General features: G+C 71.0%; 17 protein-coding genes. 6 read left to right on the forward strand and 11 right to left on the reverse strand.

Going from position 1 to position 17111, the window contains the following annotated elements:
• Nucleotides 1-48 precede the first annotated feature (48 nt).
• Nucleotides 49-192 carry a hypothetical protein gene (locus ACIBF5_RS07525; RefSeq protein WP_396809106.1) on the reverse strand — a complete coding sequence of 48 codons (144 nt, stop codon included), beginning with the start codon at nt 190-192 and terminating at the stop codon, nt 49-51.
• A 15-nt stretch (nt 193-207) separates the two neighbouring features.
• On the opposite strand from ACIBF5_RS07525, the gene ACIBF5_RS07530 reads away from it, so the two are divergent.
• A complete protein-coding gene (locus ACIBF5_RS07530; protein WP_396809108.1) occupies nt 208-351 on the forward strand; it encodes a hypothetical protein in 144 nt (47 codons plus the stop codon).
• A 252-nt stretch (nt 352-603) separates the two neighbouring features.
• A complete protein-coding gene (locus ACIBF5_RS07535; RefSeq protein ID WP_396809110.1) occupies nt 604-1356 on the forward strand; it encodes a GNAT family N-acetyltransferase in 753 nt (250 codons plus the stop codon).
• A gap of 194 nt (nt 1357-1550) precedes the next feature.
• On the opposite strand, the gene ACIBF5_RS07540 is transcribed toward ACIBF5_RS07535, so the two are convergent.
• The 4 genes from ACIBF5_RS07540 to ACIBF5_RS07555 form a co-directional block, all read right to left on the reverse strand.
• Nucleotides 1551-2309: a MerR family transcriptional regulator gene (locus ACIBF5_RS07540; RefSeq protein WP_396809112.1), complete on the reverse strand. Its 759-nt coding sequence runs from the start codon at nt 2307-2309 to the stop codon at nt 1551-1553.
• A gap of 207 nt (nt 2310-2516) precedes the next feature.
• Entirely contained in the window at nt 2517-3992 is a 1476-nt protein-coding gene (locus ACIBF5_RS07545) for a hypothetical protein (protein WP_396809114.1), read from the reverse strand.
• Complete coding sequence (locus ACIBF5_RS07550; RefSeq protein WP_396809116.1) at nt 3989-5188, reverse strand: hypothetical protein; 1200 nt, start codon at nt 5186-5188, stop codon at nt 3989-3991. The genes ACIBF5_RS07545 and ACIBF5_RS07550 overlap by 4 nt, the downstream gene beginning before the upstream one ends.
• Nucleotides 5189-5306: 118 nt before the next feature.
• The gene (locus ACIBF5_RS07555; RefSeq protein ID WP_396809118.1) at nt 5307-5606 is read right to left on the reverse strand and encodes a hypothetical protein; all 300 of its coding nucleotides are present in this window, start codon (nt 5604-5606) and stop codon (nt 5307-5309) included.
• On the opposite strand from ACIBF5_RS07555, the gene ACIBF5_RS07560 reads away from it, so the two are divergent.
• Nucleotides 5599-5979 carry a DUF4232 domain-containing protein gene (locus tag ACIBF5_RS07560; RefSeq protein ID WP_396809120.1) on the forward strand — a complete coding sequence of 127 codons (381 nt, stop codon included), beginning with the start codon at nt 5599-5601 and terminating at the stop codon, nt 5977-5979. The two genes, ACIBF5_RS07555 and ACIBF5_RS07560, sit on opposite strands and share 8 nt — an antisense overlap.
• A 25-nt stretch (nt 5980-6004) precedes the next feature.
• Here the strand turns inward: ACIBF5_RS07560 and ACIBF5_RS07565 are convergent, their stop codons facing one another.
• Nucleotides 6005-6790, reverse strand: a complete 786-nt coding sequence (locus tag ACIBF5_RS07565; protein WP_396809122.1) for a hypothetical protein — start codon at nt 6788-6790, stop codon at nt 6005-6007.
• A gap of 358 nt (nt 6791-7148) precedes the next feature.
• Between ACIBF5_RS07565 and ACIBF5_RS07570 the strand changes: the two genes are divergently transcribed.
• Complete coding sequence (locus ACIBF5_RS07570) at nt 7149-7904, forward strand: SAM-dependent methyltransferase (protein WP_396809124.1); 756 nt, start codon at nt 7149-7151, stop codon at nt 7902-7904.
• 400 nt (nt 7905-8304) lie between these two features.
• On the opposite strand, the gene ACIBF5_RS07575 is transcribed toward ACIBF5_RS07570, so the two are convergent.
• Nucleotides 8305-10668 (reverse strand): TCP-1/cpn60 chaperonin family protein, encoded by a 2364-nt coding sequence (locus tag ACIBF5_RS07575; RefSeq protein ID WP_396809126.1) that lies wholly within the window; start codon nt 10666-10668, stop codon nt 8305-8307.
• The gene (locus ACIBF5_RS07580; RefSeq protein ID WP_396809128.1) at nt 10658-11299 is read right to left on the reverse strand and encodes a hypothetical protein; all 642 of its coding nucleotides are present in this window, start codon (nt 11297-11299) and stop codon (nt 10658-10660) included. The genes ACIBF5_RS07575 and ACIBF5_RS07580 overlap by 11 nt, the downstream gene beginning before the upstream one ends.
• A gap of 254 nt (nt 11300-11553) precedes the next feature.
• On the opposite strand from ACIBF5_RS07580, the gene ACIBF5_RS07585 reads away from it, so the two are divergent.
• Nucleotides 11554-12342 (forward strand): RICIN domain-containing protein, encoded by a 789-nt coding sequence (locus ACIBF5_RS07585; RefSeq protein WP_396809130.1) that lies wholly within the window; start codon nt 11554-11556, stop codon nt 12340-12342.
• A gap of 20 nt (nt 12343-12362) precedes the next feature.
• Here ACIBF5_RS07585 and ACIBF5_RS07590 read toward each other — a convergent pair whose 3' ends face one another.
• Nucleotides 12363-13688: an MFS transporter gene (locus tag ACIBF5_RS07590; protein WP_396809132.1), complete on the reverse strand. Its 1326-nt coding sequence runs from the start codon at nt 13686-13688 to the stop codon at nt 12363-12365.
• 52 nt (nt 13689-13740) lie between these two features.
• On the opposite strand from ACIBF5_RS07590, the gene ACIBF5_RS07595 reads away from it, so the two are divergent.
• Nucleotides 13741-14742 carry a GlxA family transcriptional regulator gene (locus tag ACIBF5_RS07595; protein WP_396809134.1) on the forward strand — a complete coding sequence of 334 codons (1002 nt, stop codon included), beginning with the start codon at nt 13741-13743 and terminating at the stop codon, nt 14740-14742.
• Between the two features lie 7 nt (nt 14743-14749).
• Here the strand turns inward: ACIBF5_RS07595 and ACIBF5_RS07600 are convergent, their stop codons facing one another.
• Both ACIBF5_RS07600 and ACIBF5_RS07605 read right to left on the reverse strand, forming a co-directional pair.
• Nucleotides 14750-15274, reverse strand: coding sequence for a hypothetical protein (locus ACIBF5_RS07600; protein WP_396809136.1), 525 nt, complete (start codon nt 15272-15274; stop codon nt 14750-14752).
• Between the two features lie 106 nt (nt 15275-15380).
• Nucleotides 15381-16967: a PQQ-dependent sugar dehydrogenase gene (locus ACIBF5_RS07605; RefSeq protein WP_396809138.1), complete on the reverse strand. Its 1587-nt coding sequence runs from the start codon at nt 16965-16967 to the stop codon at nt 15381-15383.
• Nucleotides 16968-17111: the final 144 nt, after the last annotated feature.

Below are 17111 nucleotides of genomic sequence, written 5' to 3' on the forward strand. Positions count from 1 at the left end.
TGTGCGCCACACACTATTGTCTAGACACACATCACTGTCGGGTTCACATCATTGGGTCGGAGCCGGTTGACGTGCCGGAATGAGCTCCCGGCGGCCGGTACGGGTCAAGCCGACACCCACCAGCACCACCGCCATCCCGGCGATGATCCGCAGGCTGAGCCGCTCGTCGAGCACGATCGTGCCGAGTGCCACCGAGACCACCCCGCCGTGGTCACGCACAAGATTCGCAACCCGGTGCCGACCCGGGTCATCTACGCGGCCGTACGCGAATCGTCCCCCACCCACCTCGCGCTGCACGGCCTGCGCGACGCGCTACGGGAGGCGGCGACCACCCCACGGCCCGGCCGGTGAGCGCAAAAGTTGTTGACAGGGCCGGAGAGCGGTGCGACGGTGGGGCGGCTCGCGCGCTTGGCGCGACAACCTTTCTCTAAGGAACGAAGCCCATGGTTGCGGCGACCCACCCAGCCGCCGAGGTGTGCTCCCAAGCCTGATCGGCTCTGCTGCCCGATCCGCTGCGAGCACCTCATCTTTCTGCGCGGCCCACGTTTGCTCCACCACGCAGCTCGCAGACGTCTTCGCTATGACAATGAGGCTTACCCCACCATGGATTCTCTGGTCCAGAAATCTGTCGTCGCCCTGCTCTCCCACCGTCCCGAGACCGTCGACGCCGGCCCGTTCGTCATCGGCTGGGATCCGACCAGCGACAGCAGGTTCATCAGCTACGCGACTCCGCGACCCGGTGCCGTCATCACCTCCGACGGCGTGACCGCGCTGGTCGCGGCCTTCCGGAAGATCAACCGGGTGCCCCGGCTGGAGTACGTCACCAGTTGCGCCCCCGACCTCGAACAGCACCTGCTCCACGCCGGCTTCACCATCGAGGCCCGGCACCAGTACCTGGTCTGCACGCCGGACACGCTCACCGTGCCGGTCACCCCGGCCGGGTTCGACATCGTCGAGCCGACCACCGACGAGGAATTTGCCGGCGGCCTCGCCGCACGGAACGAGGCGTTCGGCGGCGAGCCGACAGCCGGTCCGGCGGACGTCGCCCGGGTGCGGCGAACGCAGGAACGGGGCGGGGTGGTGCTGGTCGCCCGCGCCGACGACGGCACGTACGTGGGCGGTGGTCAGGCGTCGCCGCCGGGTGCCGGGCTCAGCGAGGTCGCCGGCATCGGCGTACGCGAGGCGTTCCGTCGACGGGGTGTCGCCGGGGCGCTCACCGCCACGATCACCGCACGTGCCTTCGCCACGGGCGTCGAAGCGGCCTGGCTGGAGGCGGGCGGCGACGACTCGTGGCGGGTGTACGAGCGGGTCGGTTACGTACCCATGGGGCAGCGCCTCTACATCGCGCTCGACTGATTTCCCGCGCCGCCGGGCGCAGGCCGTACGCGAATCACGGCCGGCGCCCGGTGAGGCGCCGGCCGTGCAGCGCCGGGGTGAGTCTCGGCAGGGTCGCAGTCCGTCCGGTGTCCGCAGTGCCGAGGATCGGGCCGGACGGACCTCGCCCCCTCAGTCGCCGTAGCCAACGGACGCGACGCCCCTGCCCCGCTCGGTCAGGCGTTCGTGATCGCGTTGGCGTGGATGGCCTCGCTGAGGTAGGCCGCCATGCCCGGTGCGATGTTCTCGTAGTACGCGGTGAACCTCGGATCGGTCAGGTACATGTCGGCCAGCCCGGTGTGGACCTCGTACGAGCACTCGTAGAACCAGCGGGTGACGAGCTGCCGGTGCTCTTCCGCCAACGCCATCGCCTGCGGACCGTCCGCCGGGGCGCCCGAGTCCATCAGGGCGACGAGCCGCTCACCCCACTCGGCGTTCTCCGCCTTGTTCCGCAGCCAGTCCTCCTTGGTGTACTGCCCCGCCCGCCGGTTCGATTCCCGGTACGCGTCGGTGCCGCCCCAGCGTTCCTCAGCCTCGGCGGCGTGGTCGTCCGGGTTGAAGTCGCCGAAGACCTCGAACCGCTCCTCCGGCGTCAGTTGGATGCCCACTCTCTTCGCCTCCATCGCGAGCTCGATCGCGCTGACCATCTCCCGGAGCCGACCGATCCGCCCGCTCAGCAACTCGTGCTGCCGGCGCAGGTGCTCGGTCGGGTTCGACGACGGGTCGTCGATGATCGTGGCGATCTCTTCCAGTGGGAACCCCAACTCCCGGTAGAACAGGATCTGCTGCAACCGGTCCAGGTCGTTGTCGTCGTACCGGCGGTAGCCGGCACTCGTACGACCGCTCGGCGAGAGCAGGCCGATCTCGTCATAGTGGTGCAGCGTCCGTACGGTCACGCCGGCCAGCCGCGCCACCATGCCTACCGAATGGGTCATGGATTCCCTCCCTTCCGAGAACCAGGCTGCCGCCTGCCGCTACGTGAGGGTCAACCCGAATCGTCCCGCCCCGCCGCCACGGGGCTCCGGGCGCCGCCGCGAGTCGCTCCCGCCGCCGCGAGTCGCTCCCGCCGCCGCGAGTCGCTCCCGCCGCCGAGTTAATAGGGGCCCCTTCCTCTACCGAAAGCGATAACAAGGGGCCCTTCCTTACATCTCAGTGGGGGGGCCGCCGTGGGTCCAGGGGGTTTCCTCGCGGGAGGGGAAGGCGCCGGGCGGTACGTAGCCGTCGGTGAGGGTGGTGTAGCAGAGGCGCTCGCCCACCTCCGGCACGGTTCCCGGGGGTGCGGTCAAGCCTCGTCCCATGCCGCCGGAGAGTTCCAGCACCACCTCGGTCTTCGAGCCGTCGCCGGTAGGCGTGACGAAGACGACCTTGGCCTTCTGGCTCGGCCGGGTCGGGGAGCTGAGGCCGGTGCCGGGCTGGAACAGGATCGGGTCGGTGGTGACCAGCATGATCCGGGGACGCAGCACCGGTCGCTTGCCGCTGTCGTCGACCCGCGCCGGGTCGGCCAGGGTCACCTCGCCGACGAACGCCTCCCCGGTCAGCCGGTGGTCGGCCATCACCAGCGGGTCGTCGTACGCGCGCTGGACCGCGTACGCGCTCAGCGCCCGTTCCAGCCGGTGCAGCCGCTGGGCGGCGGCGACCGCCCCGTCGCGCCGGGGCTGTGGCTGACCGCCTTCGTCCCGGTAGGTGGCGTAGTCGGTGAAGGCATCCCGGTCGGCTTCCCAGCGTGCGGCGACCCGCGCCCCCGGTGGCAGCCCGCGCAGCAGTGACAGCCCCCGCCACATCAGTCGCCAGGTCGGTTCGAGCTGCCCGCGCAGCGCCGCCGCCAGGGTCGCGTGCGCCCGCTTCCGGGCGGGTTCGTCGTCCGCCGCCACCGCCGCCTGGTAGGCCGCCATCGCCGGGCTGAGCACCTCGTTGTCGAACTCGGGGTCGGTGGTCGGTCCGGCCGGTGGCCAGGTCGACGGGTCCTCCGCCTCGGCTGCGGCGACCGCGCCGGAGGTGCCGGCGGGCGGGTCGATCCAGCCGAGCAACGCGGCCAGGTTCAGGTCCTCGACTCCACTCTGGCCGGTCGCCCAGTGCAGTCCGAGCGCGTCGGTCATCGCCACCAGCAGCGAGGAAGCGGGGTGTTCGGCCCGCTCGGCGAACCAGGTCAGCCAGCATCCGACCAGCGGCACCGAGGCGTCCACCGGATAGTCCCCGTCGGTACGCCGGAACCGGTTGTTCCGTCCCAACAGCCGCAGGAAGGTGATCCCGGCGGAGTTCGGCACCAGCACCTGCGGCGCGTCGGCGTACCGGTACCGCACGTCCCTGCCCCGGTCGATCGGCACCGACTCGGAGACGCCCCGGTGTGCGCCGAGGTACGGCAGGAGCGCGGTGCCGAGCGTGGTGACGAAGTCGAGGCGCTGCTGCCGGTCGCGCGGCTGGGGCACGATCACCAGCCGGGCGTGTTCCGGTTCCGTGCCGACCAGCATCGCCAGCGGCGCGTTCGCCTCACCGGCCATGGTGAGTGGCACCAGGACCAGTGGCCGTTCGGTGAGGTGCAGGTGTCGTACGGTCGCGATCGGCTGGGCCACCCCGGCGGCGAGGGCCTGGGCGCGGGCGAGGGCGGTGAGCGTACTCATGACAGGGCCTCGGCCCGCAGTCGTGCGGCGGTCTGGAGCAATGCGGCGGCCTCGGCCTGCCCTTGCGCGGGGGCGAGTTCGCCGCTGGCGAGGGCGAGCACGGTCGGGACCTGTTCGACTCCGCCGAGTTCCTCCCGGACCGACCGGCCCAGTGCCCCGGTGTGGCCGCGTGCCTCGTGCCGGCAGTAGAACGCCAGCTCGCAACTGGCCAGGCATTCCGGCGCGTAGCGGGCCTCGACCACGTCGAGCGCGGTGGTGAGGGCAGCCGGTGACCGGGTCGGCTGGCCGTCCCGGCCGGGGGCCAGGTCGAAGGTCAGATCCGGCGGCAACGCGGCCACCAGTTCTTCGACCCGGGCCATCCGGGTGAGCTGCCGGCGCAGTGTCGAGAGCTGTTTGCGTACGTCGACGAGTGCGGCCACCGGTTCGTTGGTGAAGTCGCGCGGGCAGACGAGCAGTACGTCGTGCGAGACGATCTCCGGGTCGTGCCCGGCGTCGGTCAGCAGTTGCCGCATCGCGAGCACGTAGACGGCCGCCTGGATGGCTGCGGCGGAGACCTTGCTCGGATCGGCCTGACCGTCGATCACCGGAAACGACTTGATCTCCACGACGTGGAACCGGCCGTCGACCCGGAACGCGATCAGGTCCGGTTCGAGGTAGACCGGCTGGCCGGCGACCTGTAGCCGGAGCAGCGGATGGTCGAAGATCACCGCGTCGCCGGAGGCCGGCTCGCGGGCCGCCTCGTCGAGCAGGCGCTGGGACCGCTCGTACCGTTGCTCGTTGCTCTCGTCGGGACCGGTGTCCGTGGTGGTGGCGGGTTCCGGGGTCGCGGCCGGTTGGTCGTCGTCGAGGTCGGTGAAGGACGCGTACGGGATCGGCCGGCCGAGCCGCTCGCGCAGCAGCCGGAGCAGTTCCGCCCCGCCGTCCGCCTTGACCTGCGCCTCGAACGCGTTGCCTCGGGTGATCGCGAACCGGGACTGGCCGAATCGGGCCGGGAACCCGATGTGCTCGGCGAGCCGGGGCTTGTCGACCCCGGCCGCGTCCAGCACCGCCCGCCGGTGGCAGCCCGGGTTGCCGGTCAGCGCGGCGATCGTCCGGGCGTTGTGGCGACGGGGGGCGACGGCGCCGCGCAGCCGCCGCAACCAGCGGTCGACGCCGGTCACCCGCTCGGTCCCGGCGAACTCGGTGGAATCCGGCATCGCAGCAGCGTACAAGTTCACCGCCGTGGCGCCGCCGAACAGTCGTGGTCGACACGTTCACACGTCGCGCACGGCATCGACACAACGTCTGGCGGGCGCCGCGTCGGGTGGTGCAGGATCACCGGGTGAAAACGTCGTACCGAGGTGGTTCACGGTTGTCGGCCCGCCGGCTCGGGTTACTGGTCACGGCCGCCAGCGCGGCGTTGATCGGCTCCGCGTGCAGCGGCCCGGTGTCGGGCCAGCCGATCGTGCTGCCGGAGAGCCCGTTGCCGATCACCGTCAGGGCGGGCAACGCCGCCGAGGGGGATGGCGGGCGGCCCGCCGGCCCGATGGTGAGCGTCTCACCCGCCACACCTCCGGTCACCGCCGCACCGGGGGCGGTCGGCTCCTGCCCGGCGACCGGTGTGCTGGTGAGCACGACCGAGACAAACGCCGCGATGGGGCTGCGGGCGATGTCGATCGTGCTCTTCAACTGCGGCACGGAACTCCTGGAACTCAACGGCTACCCGGTCGTACGGGTGCTCGACGCGGAGCGGAGACCGATCGCCGTGACGGTCGAGAACGGGTCCCGGACGAACGAGGACCCCGGCCCGAAGGCACTGTCGATCTATCCGGGTGGCACCGCGCACGCCTCCGTACGCTGGCGCAACACGGTCACCGACGGGGACCTGGCGCAGGGCGAGTTCCTGGAGGTGGCGTCGGCTGCGGGGCAGCCCAGCCAGACCGTGTCGAAGCGTCTGGACCTGGGCACCACCGGCCGCCTCGAAGTGCACGCCTGGGCCGCTTCGTAGCGCCGAGGTCTGACGGAGCGACCGGTCAGGTGTTCGTGGTGATCTTGCTGATCAGGTTCCGGTCGAGCAGGGCCCGGTTCGGGGTGGCGAGCCGGGCCGCGTCCGGGTCGAGGAAGTCGATCAGGGCGATCAGCTCGTGCTGCATCCGTACCAGGCGGGCGTTGCCGTCCCAGTCGGCGGCGGCTATCACGTCCACGTCGGAACGGAGCCGGGTGAACCAGGAGGCGAACCGAGGATCGGTGTCGAGTAACTCGCAGAACTCGGCGTAGCCCTTCGACTCGTACCGGATGCCGCCGCCGTCCTCCAGACGTACCAGCATCAGTTCCCCGATCGCCCGCTGCTGGCCCCGGAAGAGCCGCAGCGGCGCCGGCAGGTCGAGCGCGGCGGTGATCTGGGTGGTCTGATCGAGGAAGCCGAAGAAGCGCTTGTTGCGCTCGATGTCGCCGAGGTCGAGGAACTGCTGGTCCCGCCGGATGATCTCCATCCAGCAGAGGTAATCGGCCAGCACGTAGACGGTGTAGTCGCGGGTGTAGCGCTCGTCGTCCGGATCACCGCAGTGCAGGTACGTGGAGAGAAAACCCGGCCGTACGGCATTGAAGAGCCGGCCCTGCAGGGCGTGCGCGGACCAGAGGAGCGGCTCCCGGTAGCGGCTGAGCAACTGCTCGGCCAACTCGGCCTTGGACTGCTGGTGCCGCTGCTCCTCCAACTGATATTGGAGCACCGTCACCCGGCGTGCCGAGATCGTGGTGAATAGGACACTGAGGAGCGATACGACCGCCGACGCGACCGCGATGAATACCTCTGGTTGCACGGCGGACAGACTGCCCGACCGGGGGCGGTCGTGTCGACCCGGTGGTGCGGGTGGTGAGCCGGAAGAGCGGATGGTGAACCGGCCGTGAGCTTTCCCACCACCCGACACGGGTCGGCGCGCTCCGATCGGAAACACATCGAAGCCGGTCTAGTCTGTGCGATTCACGGCCGACCGGTTCGACCACTCAACACTCCCGAAACGATGGCTCTGAGCTGCGCAGACGACGCGGCTACCGGTGCGGCAGGGCGGCCGGTGAGCGGGAGGTCGAGGGCGGTCGTGATGCCCCGACCGCGCGCTTGTGATCTTCCGCCGAAAGATGGGACTCGACACGATCCGGAAAACGGGTAATCCTGGCCCGATGTCGCTTTGGTTGCACGAGCTGTCGGAGGCGGAGCACCGCATCCTCAACCCGTTCACCCACGAGAAGCTGATGCTGCTCGGGGCGGCCAGCCGGGTGGGCCCACAGAGTCGGGTTCTCGATCTCGCCTGCGGCAAAGGCGAGTTGCTCTGCCGCTGGGCCCAGGGGTACGGCATCCGTGGGCACGGTGTGGACATCAGCGAGGTGTTCCTGACCGCCGCGAGCAAGCGCGCCGCCGAACTCGGCGTGAGCGACCGGGTCAGCTTCCAGTACGGTGACGCCGCCGAGTACCGGGCCGAGGCGAGTGGCTACGACGTCGTCTCCTGCCTCGGCGCGACCTGGATCGGCGGTGGACTCGCCGGCACCATCGACCTGATGCGTCGGGCCGTACGTCCGAACGGGCTGCTGCTGATCGGCGAGCCGTACTGGATCGACCCGCCACCGCCCGGGGCGTACGGGGCGTACGGCTTCGGGGTGGACGACTTCGCCTCGCTCAGCGGCACCCTGGACCGCTTCGAGGCGGCCGGCACGGACCTGGTCGAGGTGGTGCACGCCGACGCGGACAGTTGGGACCGGTACGTGGCCCAGCAGTGGTGGACGCTGACCGAGTGGCTGCGTGCCTACCCACACGATCCCCGCGCCCAGCAGGTACGCGACTTCCGGGACCTGTCCCGGCGTTGGCACCTGGAGTATGGTCGCCGCTACTTCGGCTGGGCGGTCTTCGTGCTCCGGCCGACCCTCGCTCCGGGACGGTAGCCGGCGGTACGGGCAGGGTCGAGCCCGGCCCTTGGTGACGCGCATCGATCCACCACTTTCTCCACTGTGGTCGGTCACCCTTCGTGTTTGCGTCGGTGGGACAACAGACAAACCGGGAACGCGCATCGGACATGCCGGGCCTCTTCTTTACCGCTCGGGCTGACCGTGATCCACCGCCGTAGGCGGATAGTGGACTAGACAAGTGCAAGTTGCATCGCGTCGCGCGCGGCTCACGGTGGCGCGTGGCCGAACTCGCACCTCAAAGACCTGCTGCACGTCGGCACCACGTCGCAGCACGGGCGTTGGCCGGCATCGGGCGACCGGTGCCGGCCACCGCAGCCGGTCGGTCGGTGCCGCCCCCGTTCGACCACCCTGACCGGGGATGCGTCCCCGCCGGTGCTCAGCCGAGCATGAGATACCGGGTGACGATCCCCGCCGCCGCGGTCACCGCTTCGCGTACGGTGGCCGCCGCGTCGATGATGCCGGCGTCGCGGGCCACCACGTAACGCCCGCCGACCACGTCGAAAGTGACGCCAGGACCCCGGTACGCGAGGTCCTCGGGCACCCCGGTCGGGTCGCGGCCGGCGCTGCGCAGCAGTTCCTCGAAGGGCGCCGGGAGCGCGTCGACCACCAGCGCGTAGCCGAGCGCCTCGTCGTCGCCGCGCTGCCGGGGCACCGGAACGGTGGAGCGACCGGCGAGCCGGCGGTGTACGCCGAGCAGCGCCGCACCGCCGCCCGCGACCAGCCCCCATTCTGCCGCCGTCTTCGCGTTGCGGACCGCGTGGTCGATCTGGCGGCGACGTACCCGGCGCTGCTCCACCGTCACCTCACCCACCTTGATCACGGCGACCCCGCCGACCACCCGGGACATCCGCTCCGCCGACACCGTTCCCGTGGCGTCTTCCGGCCCCGACTCGTCCCGTTGCGGACGGAAGCGGCGGACGATCGGTGCCGGGGTGTCGGGACCGGCCAGCACGACTGCCTCGCTGCGGGTGGTGACCACCCGCCGAGCCCGGCCCAGCACGTCCGGCGTGGCTTCCGCGAGGCGCGGCCCGGAGCCGCCCCCGACAACGGTCGCGCCGGTCAGCGCGGCGAGATCCGCCAACGCCTCGGTACGTTGCCCAGCCGGCCAGGGCAGGGCCACCGCGACGGGGCTGAGCAGCCGCCGGGCCTTCTCCAGGACCAGCGCCCCGAGCGCGGTGTCCCGGATCTCGTGGGCGAAGACCGCCAGCGGGCGCCCCTCCCGTTGCACCGCCGCCAGCAACGGCAGCAGTTCCTCCTCCCCGGAGATCCGCTCGTCGACCAGGAGGAGGTACGGCTCGTCGAGCACCGCCTCCCCCTCCTCCTCGTCGGTCACGAAGGCCGGCGACACGTGTCCCGCCCGCAGACTCATCCCCTCGGTCAGTTCGAGTTCGAGGCCGAACAGATTGCTTGCCTCGACCCGGATCACCCCGTCCCGGCCGACCCGGTCGACCGCCTCCGCGACCAGGTCGCCGACGAGTTCGTCGCCGGCGGCGATGGTGGTGAGCGCACGCAACTCCGCCCGGGTGCGTACAGGGACCGCGAAACCGGCGAGTTCGATCGCCACGTCCGCCACGGCGGCGGAGATCCCGCGCCGCAGCGCCACCGGGTTCGCCCCGTTCCGCAGCGCGGCGGAGGCGGAGTCCAGCATCGACTGGGCCAGGACCACGCCGGTGGTGGCACCGTCGCCGACCCGGTGCCGGATCCCGTCCACGAGTTCGCGCAGATAACCGGTGCCGAGACCGTCGCGGGTGTCCCCGCCGGCCAGCAACCGGACGATGCCGCTGGCGTCCGCCACCTCGTGCAGCCCACCGCGCTCGTCCTCGACCAGCATCCGCCGCCCGAACGGCCCGTAGGTGCGTCGGACCAGTTCCGCACCGACGCGGAAGCCCCGCGCCACGATCGCCTGGTGCTGGTTGTAGGAGGTGATGGCCGGAGGGCCGCCGACCTTGGACGGGCCGGTGACGGGGGCCGGGTCCGGCACGGCGGCGACCAGCGGCACGGTGGCGAGGTAGATGTGTGGCTCGGCGTTGTAGGCGCTGTACTTCGGCTGCTGTTCGGGCCGACGACGTACGACCCCGTCGTGCACGTAGCGAAAGAGTTCGTCGACGCCGACCAGGCCGTCGCCGTCGAGGTCGGCGTCGCCGGTGACCAGCCCGTCGATCAGTACGTCCGTGAAGATCGAACCCCGGGGTGCCGAGGCGACCAGTTCGCCGGACTCGAACGCGTACTCGTAGCTGTCGCAGGCACTGAGGACGACGTACCCCCGGCCGACCTGGCAGTCGAGCGCGCCCTGCGGTGCGCTCTTGAACCCCTCGGCGAACGCGCCGGCGAAGCAGCAGTCGAGGATCAGCACCTTGGCCGCGGCCCGGCACGCCTCGAACTGCTCGTTGACGAACGAGCGGGAGATGGCGGTGCTCGCCGGGCGGGCCCGGACGGTGTCGGTGGCGGCGAAGTAGAGCCGGTGGTACGGGTCGACGATCCCGTGGCAGGAGAAGTAGAGCAGGACCAGGTCGTTGTCGCTGCGGTCGGTGAGCAGGTCCTCGATCGCGGCGCGTACCTCACGTTCCGGGGCGTCGCTCAGCGTACGGACGGTGAAGTTGCCGATCGCCGGGTCGGCGAGTACGGCAGCGAGCCGCCGTACGTCCTGCTGCGGTGCGCGCAGCCGGTCGAGGGAGGGGTCGGCGTACTCGCCGGTCGCGACCAGCAGGGCGTACCGGCCAGCCGATGGCCTAGTCGACACCGGAGCCGACACCCCGTCGGGCGCGGGCCGTGCGTGGTCCGGTGGCCGTCTCCGGGGCACCGCCCGCTTCCGCCACGGTCGGCTCCGGTACGGCGATCCGGTCGGGGACGGTGACCGTACCGGCCGACTGGTCGGGAAGGGTGCGTGCGTCGGCCTGCTGGTCGGGGTCGGGTCCGGCGAGCCAGCGGGCGACCGCCTGCTCGGTACGGTCCGACGGGTCGACGATCGTCAGCGTCCGGGTCCCGTCGCGCAGCACGATCCGACGGGCGGCGCCCCGCCGGACGAAGGCGATCACGATCTGGGTGAGTGCGGCGAGGGTGCTGGCGGAGAAGGCACCGGTGATGGCGAGTTCGGCGAGGGAGATGCTCTCACCGCCCTTGCGGACGTGCTGCTCCTGCGCCGACTTCGGGTCGGACTCCCGGTGGGAGGTGACCGGCGCGGTCGGGTCGGACTCCGGGATCGGGTCGGACTCCGGGGTCGGGGTGGTTTCGGTCCGGGTGACCGTTACGCCGGTCTCGGTGAGCAGCTCACGGAGGAGGGCGGTCGCAGCCTCGGCGTCGGCTCGTCCGCTCTTTGCTATCGGGCCGCTGACCTGTAGGAACAGCTTCCGGTCCGACGGTATGCTCCACATATTGTAATTATCTCGTAACTATGCGTGATCCGATAGAGGGCGCGGACTTGCCGTTCACTCAAGATCGAGCTAGTCATGGCAGCCCGTCATCACCGGAAGCTCGGACACCGCCGTGGCCGGCGGCCACTACTTCCCACGCGCCGTGTCACGGGACGAAGTACTCCGAGGAACCCACCCTCGCCCGTACCAGAAATAGCTGGTCGGACGGGCGGGCCGGATGGTCACGGCGCCGTCGACTAGGTCATCATCGCTAGATGGCAACCTCGGACGAGCAACGCCGGACACCGGGCGGAAACGTCTACGGTTCGTCCGGCGGTGCCGCGCCCGGCTCGTCCGGCGGCACCGTGTACGGCGGCGGCCCGCCACCACGACCCGGCCGAGACCGGCTGATGACGGGCGCGTACGCCATCGGCGCCGCCGGTCTCCTCGCCGGCCTGCTCTTCGCCACCGGCGCCCTACGCGGCAGCGGCCCCGACAGCGGCGCCGGCACCGGAGTCGACCAGGCGGCGCACCTGCCCGTCCCGGTCGACTCGGGTAACCCCCCAGCGGCCAGCCCCGGCGGTGGCGCCGCCGGCAGCACCGATCCGGCACCACCACCGAGCCCCACGCCGGCCGAGATCCCGGCCCGGACGTTCCACTCCGTCGCGTCGTCGTTCTGCCTCGCCATGACCGCCGGAAACGACCCGAGCGGGGCCGAGGTACGGCAGGTGGTCTGCGCCGACGAGCCGAACCAACGGTGGCGACCGACGCCCGTCGTCGGCGACCAGGTCACCCTGGTGAACGTCGGCACCGGCGGGTGTCTGGAGGTGACCGGCGCGAGCCGCGACGACGGCGCCCGGATCGGCCCGGCGCTCTGCGACGGCAGCGTGGAACAGCGCTGGCGGCTGGTCACCGCCGACGGCGGGCAGATCTCGCTGGTCAACCTCAACAGCGGCAGGTGCCTGGACGTACCGACCCAGACGCTCAACGCCCCGGAGACCGGGCTCCAACAGTGGGGCTGCCAGGGCGGTAGCAACCAGCGTTGGACGGACCAACCTGGCTGACCCCGCCCGGCCGCCCGCCCCTATCCGTCGCTGGGGCGCAATCGCCACGCACGAGGGGCCGCGGTGACCACCGGCTCCGGCTCGACCACCGGCACCGGCTCGGGCTCACGCCGCCTCAACATCAACGAGAACGCCGCCGCGCCGATCGCCAGGCCACCGGCGATGTACCAGGCGAGGTTGTACTCGCCGAGCCGGTCGCGGATCAGGCCGGCACCGGCGGCGGCCACCGCCGCCCCGATCTGGTGCGAGGCGAACACCCAACCGAAGACCACAGGACCCCGGTCGCCGAAGTACTCCCGGCAGAGGACGGCCGTCGGCGGCACCGTGGCGACCCAGTCGAGCCCGTAGAAGACGATGAACACCAGCATCGTCGGACCGGTGACGTCGGCGAAAAGACTCGGCAGCACCAGCAGCGACAGCCCGCGCAGCGCGTAGTAGGCGCCGAGCAGCAACCGACTGTCCACCCGGTCGGTCAGCCACCCCGAGGCGATCGTGCCGACGATGTCGAAGAGGCCGACCAGGGCGAGCAGTCCCGCCGCCGTCGTCTCGGCCACCCCGTGATCGTGCGCGGCCGGGATGAAATGCGTGCCGACCAGCCCGTTCGTGGTCGCACCGCAGATCGCGAACCCTCCGGCGAGCAGCCAGAACGGCCGCGTACGCGCCGCCATCCGGAGACCGGACAGTGCCCGCGCCGCCGCGTTCGGTCCACCGGTCACCGGCTGTGGCCGGATCACCTCGGTCCCGCCGTACGCCGGCATCCCGAGGTCCGCGGGATGCTCGCGCAGGAAGATCACCACCAGCGGTACGACGAGCAGCGCCGCCCCGGCCACGACCAACGCGGCCACCTTCCAGTCGTACGCCTGCACCAGGTTGGCGAGCACCGGCAGGAAGACCAGTTGTCCGGCCGCGCCCCCGGCGGTGAGCACACCGGTCACCAGCCCTCGACGCTTGACGAACCAGCGGCCGGTCACGGTCGCCACGAACGCGAGCGCCATCGAGCCGGTGCCGAGCCCGACCAGTACGCCCCAGGTGGCGAGGAGTTGCCAACTCGCGGTCATGAAGACGGTCAGCCCGCTGCCGGCGGAGACCAGCAGCAGGGCGGCGACGACCACCCGGCGGATACCGAATCGCTCCATCAGCGCGGCGGCGAACGGCGCGGTGAGCCCGTACAGGATCAGGTTGACCGAGACCGCGGTGGAGATCGTCGCCAACGGCCAGCCGAACTCCTCGTGCAACGGGTGGAGCAGGACCGACGGGGTGGCGCGGAAGCCCGCGGCGCCGACCAGGGCGACGAAGGCGACGGCGGCGACCGCCCAGGCGGGATGGAAGAGGCGGGATGACTTCACGATCGAAGTCTCGGTCACCTCCACCGGCCGGACGAGTGGCCGGAGAGCCATCATGCGCAAGAATCGGGCCATGTCGTCGCGTCAGCACCGGATCGCCGTACTCGCCCTCGACCATGTCGTCGGCCTCGACCTGGGCACCCCGTCACAGATCTTCGGCACCGCCCGGGACAGCGACGGGCACCAGTTCTACCGGGTCGACGCCTGCACCCCGGGCGGCCTGCCGGTACGCAGCACCGCTGGCTTCCAGATGGTGCCCGACCACGGGCTGGAGCTGCTGGAGCAGGCGGACACCATCATCGTGCCCGGGGTACACGCCGGCCCGGCACTGGACGAAGGGGTGCTCGAACCAGAAGTCCACCGCGCCCTCAACACGGCGTACGCGCGGGGCGTCCGGATCATGTCGATCTGCACCGGAGCCTTCGTCCTCGCCGCAGCCGGGCTGCTCGACGGGCGGCCAGCGACCACCCACTGGGCGTACGCGGAGCAGTTCCGGCGCCGGCACCCGGACGTCCGGCTCTCCCCGGAGGTCCTCTTCGTCGACGACGGCAATCTGCTCACCTCCGCCGGGGTCGCCGCCGGGATCGACCTCTGCCTGCACGTCATCCGAACCGACCACGGCAGCGCGGTGGCGAACCGCTCCGCCCGCCGGTGCGTGGTGCCGCCGTGGCGCGACGGCGGCCAGGCGCAGTACATCGAACGCCCCGTTCCCCGGGTCTCCGACGCGAGCACCGCCACCACCCGACAGTGGGCCCAGCAACACCTGCACGAGCCGCTGACCCTGCGCCAGCTCGCCGGTCACGCCAGCATGAGCGTACGGACCTTCACCCGGCGGTTCCGTGCCGAGACCGGCCTCAGCCCGGCCCGCTGGCTGCTCCAACAGCGCACCGACCACGCCCGACAACTCCTGGAGACCACCGACCTGCCGGTGGACCAGGTGGCCCAGCAGTCCGGGTTCGGTACGGCCGCCGCCCTGCGCCAGCAACTGCACCAGCACATCGGCGTCTCGCCGACCGCCTACCGCCGCACCTTCCGCCACCCGGCCCAGGTCGACTGACGGGCACCTACCCGGCTGCGGGTGAACGGATCAACGAGTCGAGAAGACGTTCCGCGTCGATCGCCGCCAGAGTCGCGACGCGCACCGCCGCGGTGGATGTGTCGATCAGGGCCTCGGGAAGCAAATCGTCGAACCGGTCGATCCGATACAGCTCCACCCCGTCCTGGTCCGATCGGACGGTCACCAGCGCGTCGGGGCTGAACAGGAACGCTCCCTGCTCGATCGCGGGTGTCATCAGATCACGCGGTCCTAACTCGACCGTACGACCCGCCGCTCGCGGATCGAGGCGGACATCCACCATCCGGGCGCGGATCTGCTCCAGCACAGCGGGCCGGTCGACGTCCTCGCGCACCACCTGCCATACCCACACCCTGCCCGGGACACCGTCCCAGCAGATGATCCCCAAGCCGTGGTTTCCGCCGTGGCGGTCGTCGCTGATCCGGGCCGACGGGAGAGCGGCACGGAGATTGGTCACCCGGAGCAGGAGAGCGGTCACCCGTACGAGCGATTCGCGATCTTCGTCCGTCAACACCTGCGCAGGCTATCCCGATCGCACCTCTCATGATCGTCAGATGCTCAGCCACCTGACACGCCGAAGAAGGAGCGGCTGAGCATCTGACGATCCCGAAAAAATGGGGTCAGGCGCAGGGCGACCCGTTGAGGGTGAAGGCGGTCGGTGGCGGGTTGGGACCGCTGCCGCTGGCCAGGAAGCCGAAGCTCACCGAGGCGCCCGGGGCGACGGCGCCGTTCCAGTTGGCGTTGCGGGCGGTGACGGTGCCGCCCTGCTGGCTGCCGCTTGCGTTCCAGAATGTGCCGGCCCGCTGGTTTCCGGCAAAGGCCCAGCTCACCGTCCAGCCGTTGACCGGCTGAGTGCCGGTGTTGGTCAGGGTCAGGGTGGCGGTGAAGCCGGTCCCCCACTGGGCGTCGACCCGATAGGTGACCGCGCAGGCGAGCGGCGGAGGCAGTGCGGCGAACGAGACCCGGTGCAGTTGGCCGGGGAGGTCGTTGGCGAGGTAGATCTCACCGGCCGCGTCGAGCCCGAGCGTGGTCGGCTGGATGGTCAGCTCGCCGAGCGCTCGGCTGGCGTACGCCCCACCGCTGCCCGGCCGGATCGCGAAGCCCGTACCGGAGCAGTAGTCGGTGGCGAGGTAGGTGCCGGCGGCGATGTCGGCGTACTGCTGGCCCCGGTAGACGTGCCCGCCGATGATGGCGCAGCCGTCGACCGAGGTCCGGTAGGTGAAGACCGGTTCGACGAACGTCGCCCCGGCCGGGCAGCGGGCCTGGTTGAAGACCTGGGTGCCCTCCCGGCAGGACCAGCCGAGGTTCGCCCCGGCTCGCCCGGCGGGCAGGTGGTTGACCTCCTCGAAGGTGCCCTGGCCGACGTCGGCGATCCAGAGCGAGCCGTCGTTCGGGTCGAACGAGAAGCGCCACGGGTTGCGCAGCCCGTACGCCCAGATTTCCGGTCGGGCGTTGGCCACCCCGACGAACGGGTTACCGGTCGGCACGCAGTACGCCAGCGGTGTGCAGGCCCGGCCGACGTCCAGCCGCAGGATCTTGCCGAGCAGGGTGTTCAGGTTCTGTCCGCTGTTGAGTACGTCGTCCGCGCCGCCGCCGTCACCGAGGCTCCAGTAGAGGTAGCCGTCCGGGCCGAAGGCGAGTTGCCCGCCGTTGTGGTTGCCGAACTCGATGTGGGGCTGGGTGAGCAGGATCTGTTCCCGGGCTGCCGGCACCGGGTGCTGCCCGGGGGTGTCGAGGGTGAACCGGGAGAGGGTGAGTGCCCCGTCGGGCAGGCTGGTGTAGGCGACGTAGAGCGCCCGGCTGGCGGTGAAGCCGGGTGAGGTGACGATGCCGAGCAGGCCACGTTCGTTGCCCGAGACCGAGACGCGGTCGGTGATGTCCAGCAGCGGCGCCGGGTCGAGGCCGGTGCTCGGGTGGTAGACCCGAACGGTCCCCGGCTTCTCGGTGATCAGCAACCGGCCGCTGCCGTCGTCCGGCGCGAAGATCGCGGTCGGCCGTTGGAGCCCGGAGGCGACCTGGGTGGTGCTGACGCTGAGCCGGTCGAGCGGCACCGCCGCCGCCTGGATCCTGACCGGTGCGGCCACCGGTGACGTCCCGGTCCGGGCGTTGTCGCGGGCGACGGCGGGTGCGCCGGTGAGGGTGAGGGGCATGAGTACGGCGATGGCGCCGGCCGCGCAGATTCGGCCAAACGATTGACGTCGCAGCATATTTACTCCCATCAGTTGACTGGAACGTAACGCCGTCGACCTGCCCCGGAGTGGACTTCCCGGAACGTGGGAACGCTCCCATCAGGTGCCGGGACACCAGTCGGAGCCAACAGCACCTGCCTCCGCCCCCACCGGTCGGCCGAC

Origin of the sequence: Micromonospora sp. NPDC050417 (assembly GCF_044458865.1) — a bacterium.
In the GTDB taxonomy this organism is placed as follows: domain Bacteria; phylum Actinomycetota; class Actinomycetes; order Mycobacteriales; family Micromonosporaceae; genus Micromonospora_G.

What these genes read in the sequence shown, in the direction of transcription:
- ACIBF5_RS07605 (WP_396809138.1), bottom strand. Translation starts at nt 16,967, where the DNA reads ATGCTGCGACGTCAATCGTTTGGCCGAATCTGCGCGGCCGGCGCCATC.
- ACIBF5_RS07535 (WP_396809110.1), top strand. Translation starts at nt 604, where the DNA reads ATGGATTCTCTGGTCCAGAAATCTGTCGTCGCCCTGCTCTCCCACCGT.
- ACIBF5_RS07540 (WP_396809112.1), bottom strand. Translation starts at nt 2,309, where the DNA reads ATGACCCATTCGGTAGGCATGGTGGCGCGGCTGGCCGGCGTGACCGTA.
- ACIBF5_RS07550 (WP_396809116.1), bottom strand. Translation starts at nt 5,188, where the DNA reads ATGCCGGATTCCACCGAGTTCGCCGGGACCGAGCGGGTGACCGGCGTC.
- ACIBF5_RS07580 (WP_396809128.1), bottom strand. Translation starts at nt 11,299, where the DNA reads ATGTGGAGCATACCGTCGGACCGGAAGCTGTTCCTACAGGTCAGCGGC.
- ACIBF5_RS07570 (WP_396809124.1), top strand. Translation starts at nt 7,149, where the DNA reads ATGTCGCTTTGGTTGCACGAGCTGTCGGAGGCGGAGCACCGCATCCTC.
- ACIBF5_RS07585 (WP_396809130.1), top strand. Translation starts at nt 11,554, where the DNA reads ATGGCAACCTCGGACGAGCAACGCCGGACACCGGGCGGAAACGTCTAC.
- ACIBF5_RS07595 (WP_396809134.1), top strand. Translation starts at nt 13,741, where the DNA reads ATGCGCAAGAATCGGGCCATGTCGTCGCGTCAGCACCGGATCGCCGTA.
- ACIBF5_RS07545 (WP_396809114.1), bottom strand. Translation starts at nt 3,992, where the DNA reads ATGAGTACGCTCACCGCCCTCGCCCGCGCCCAGGCCCTCGCCGCCGGG.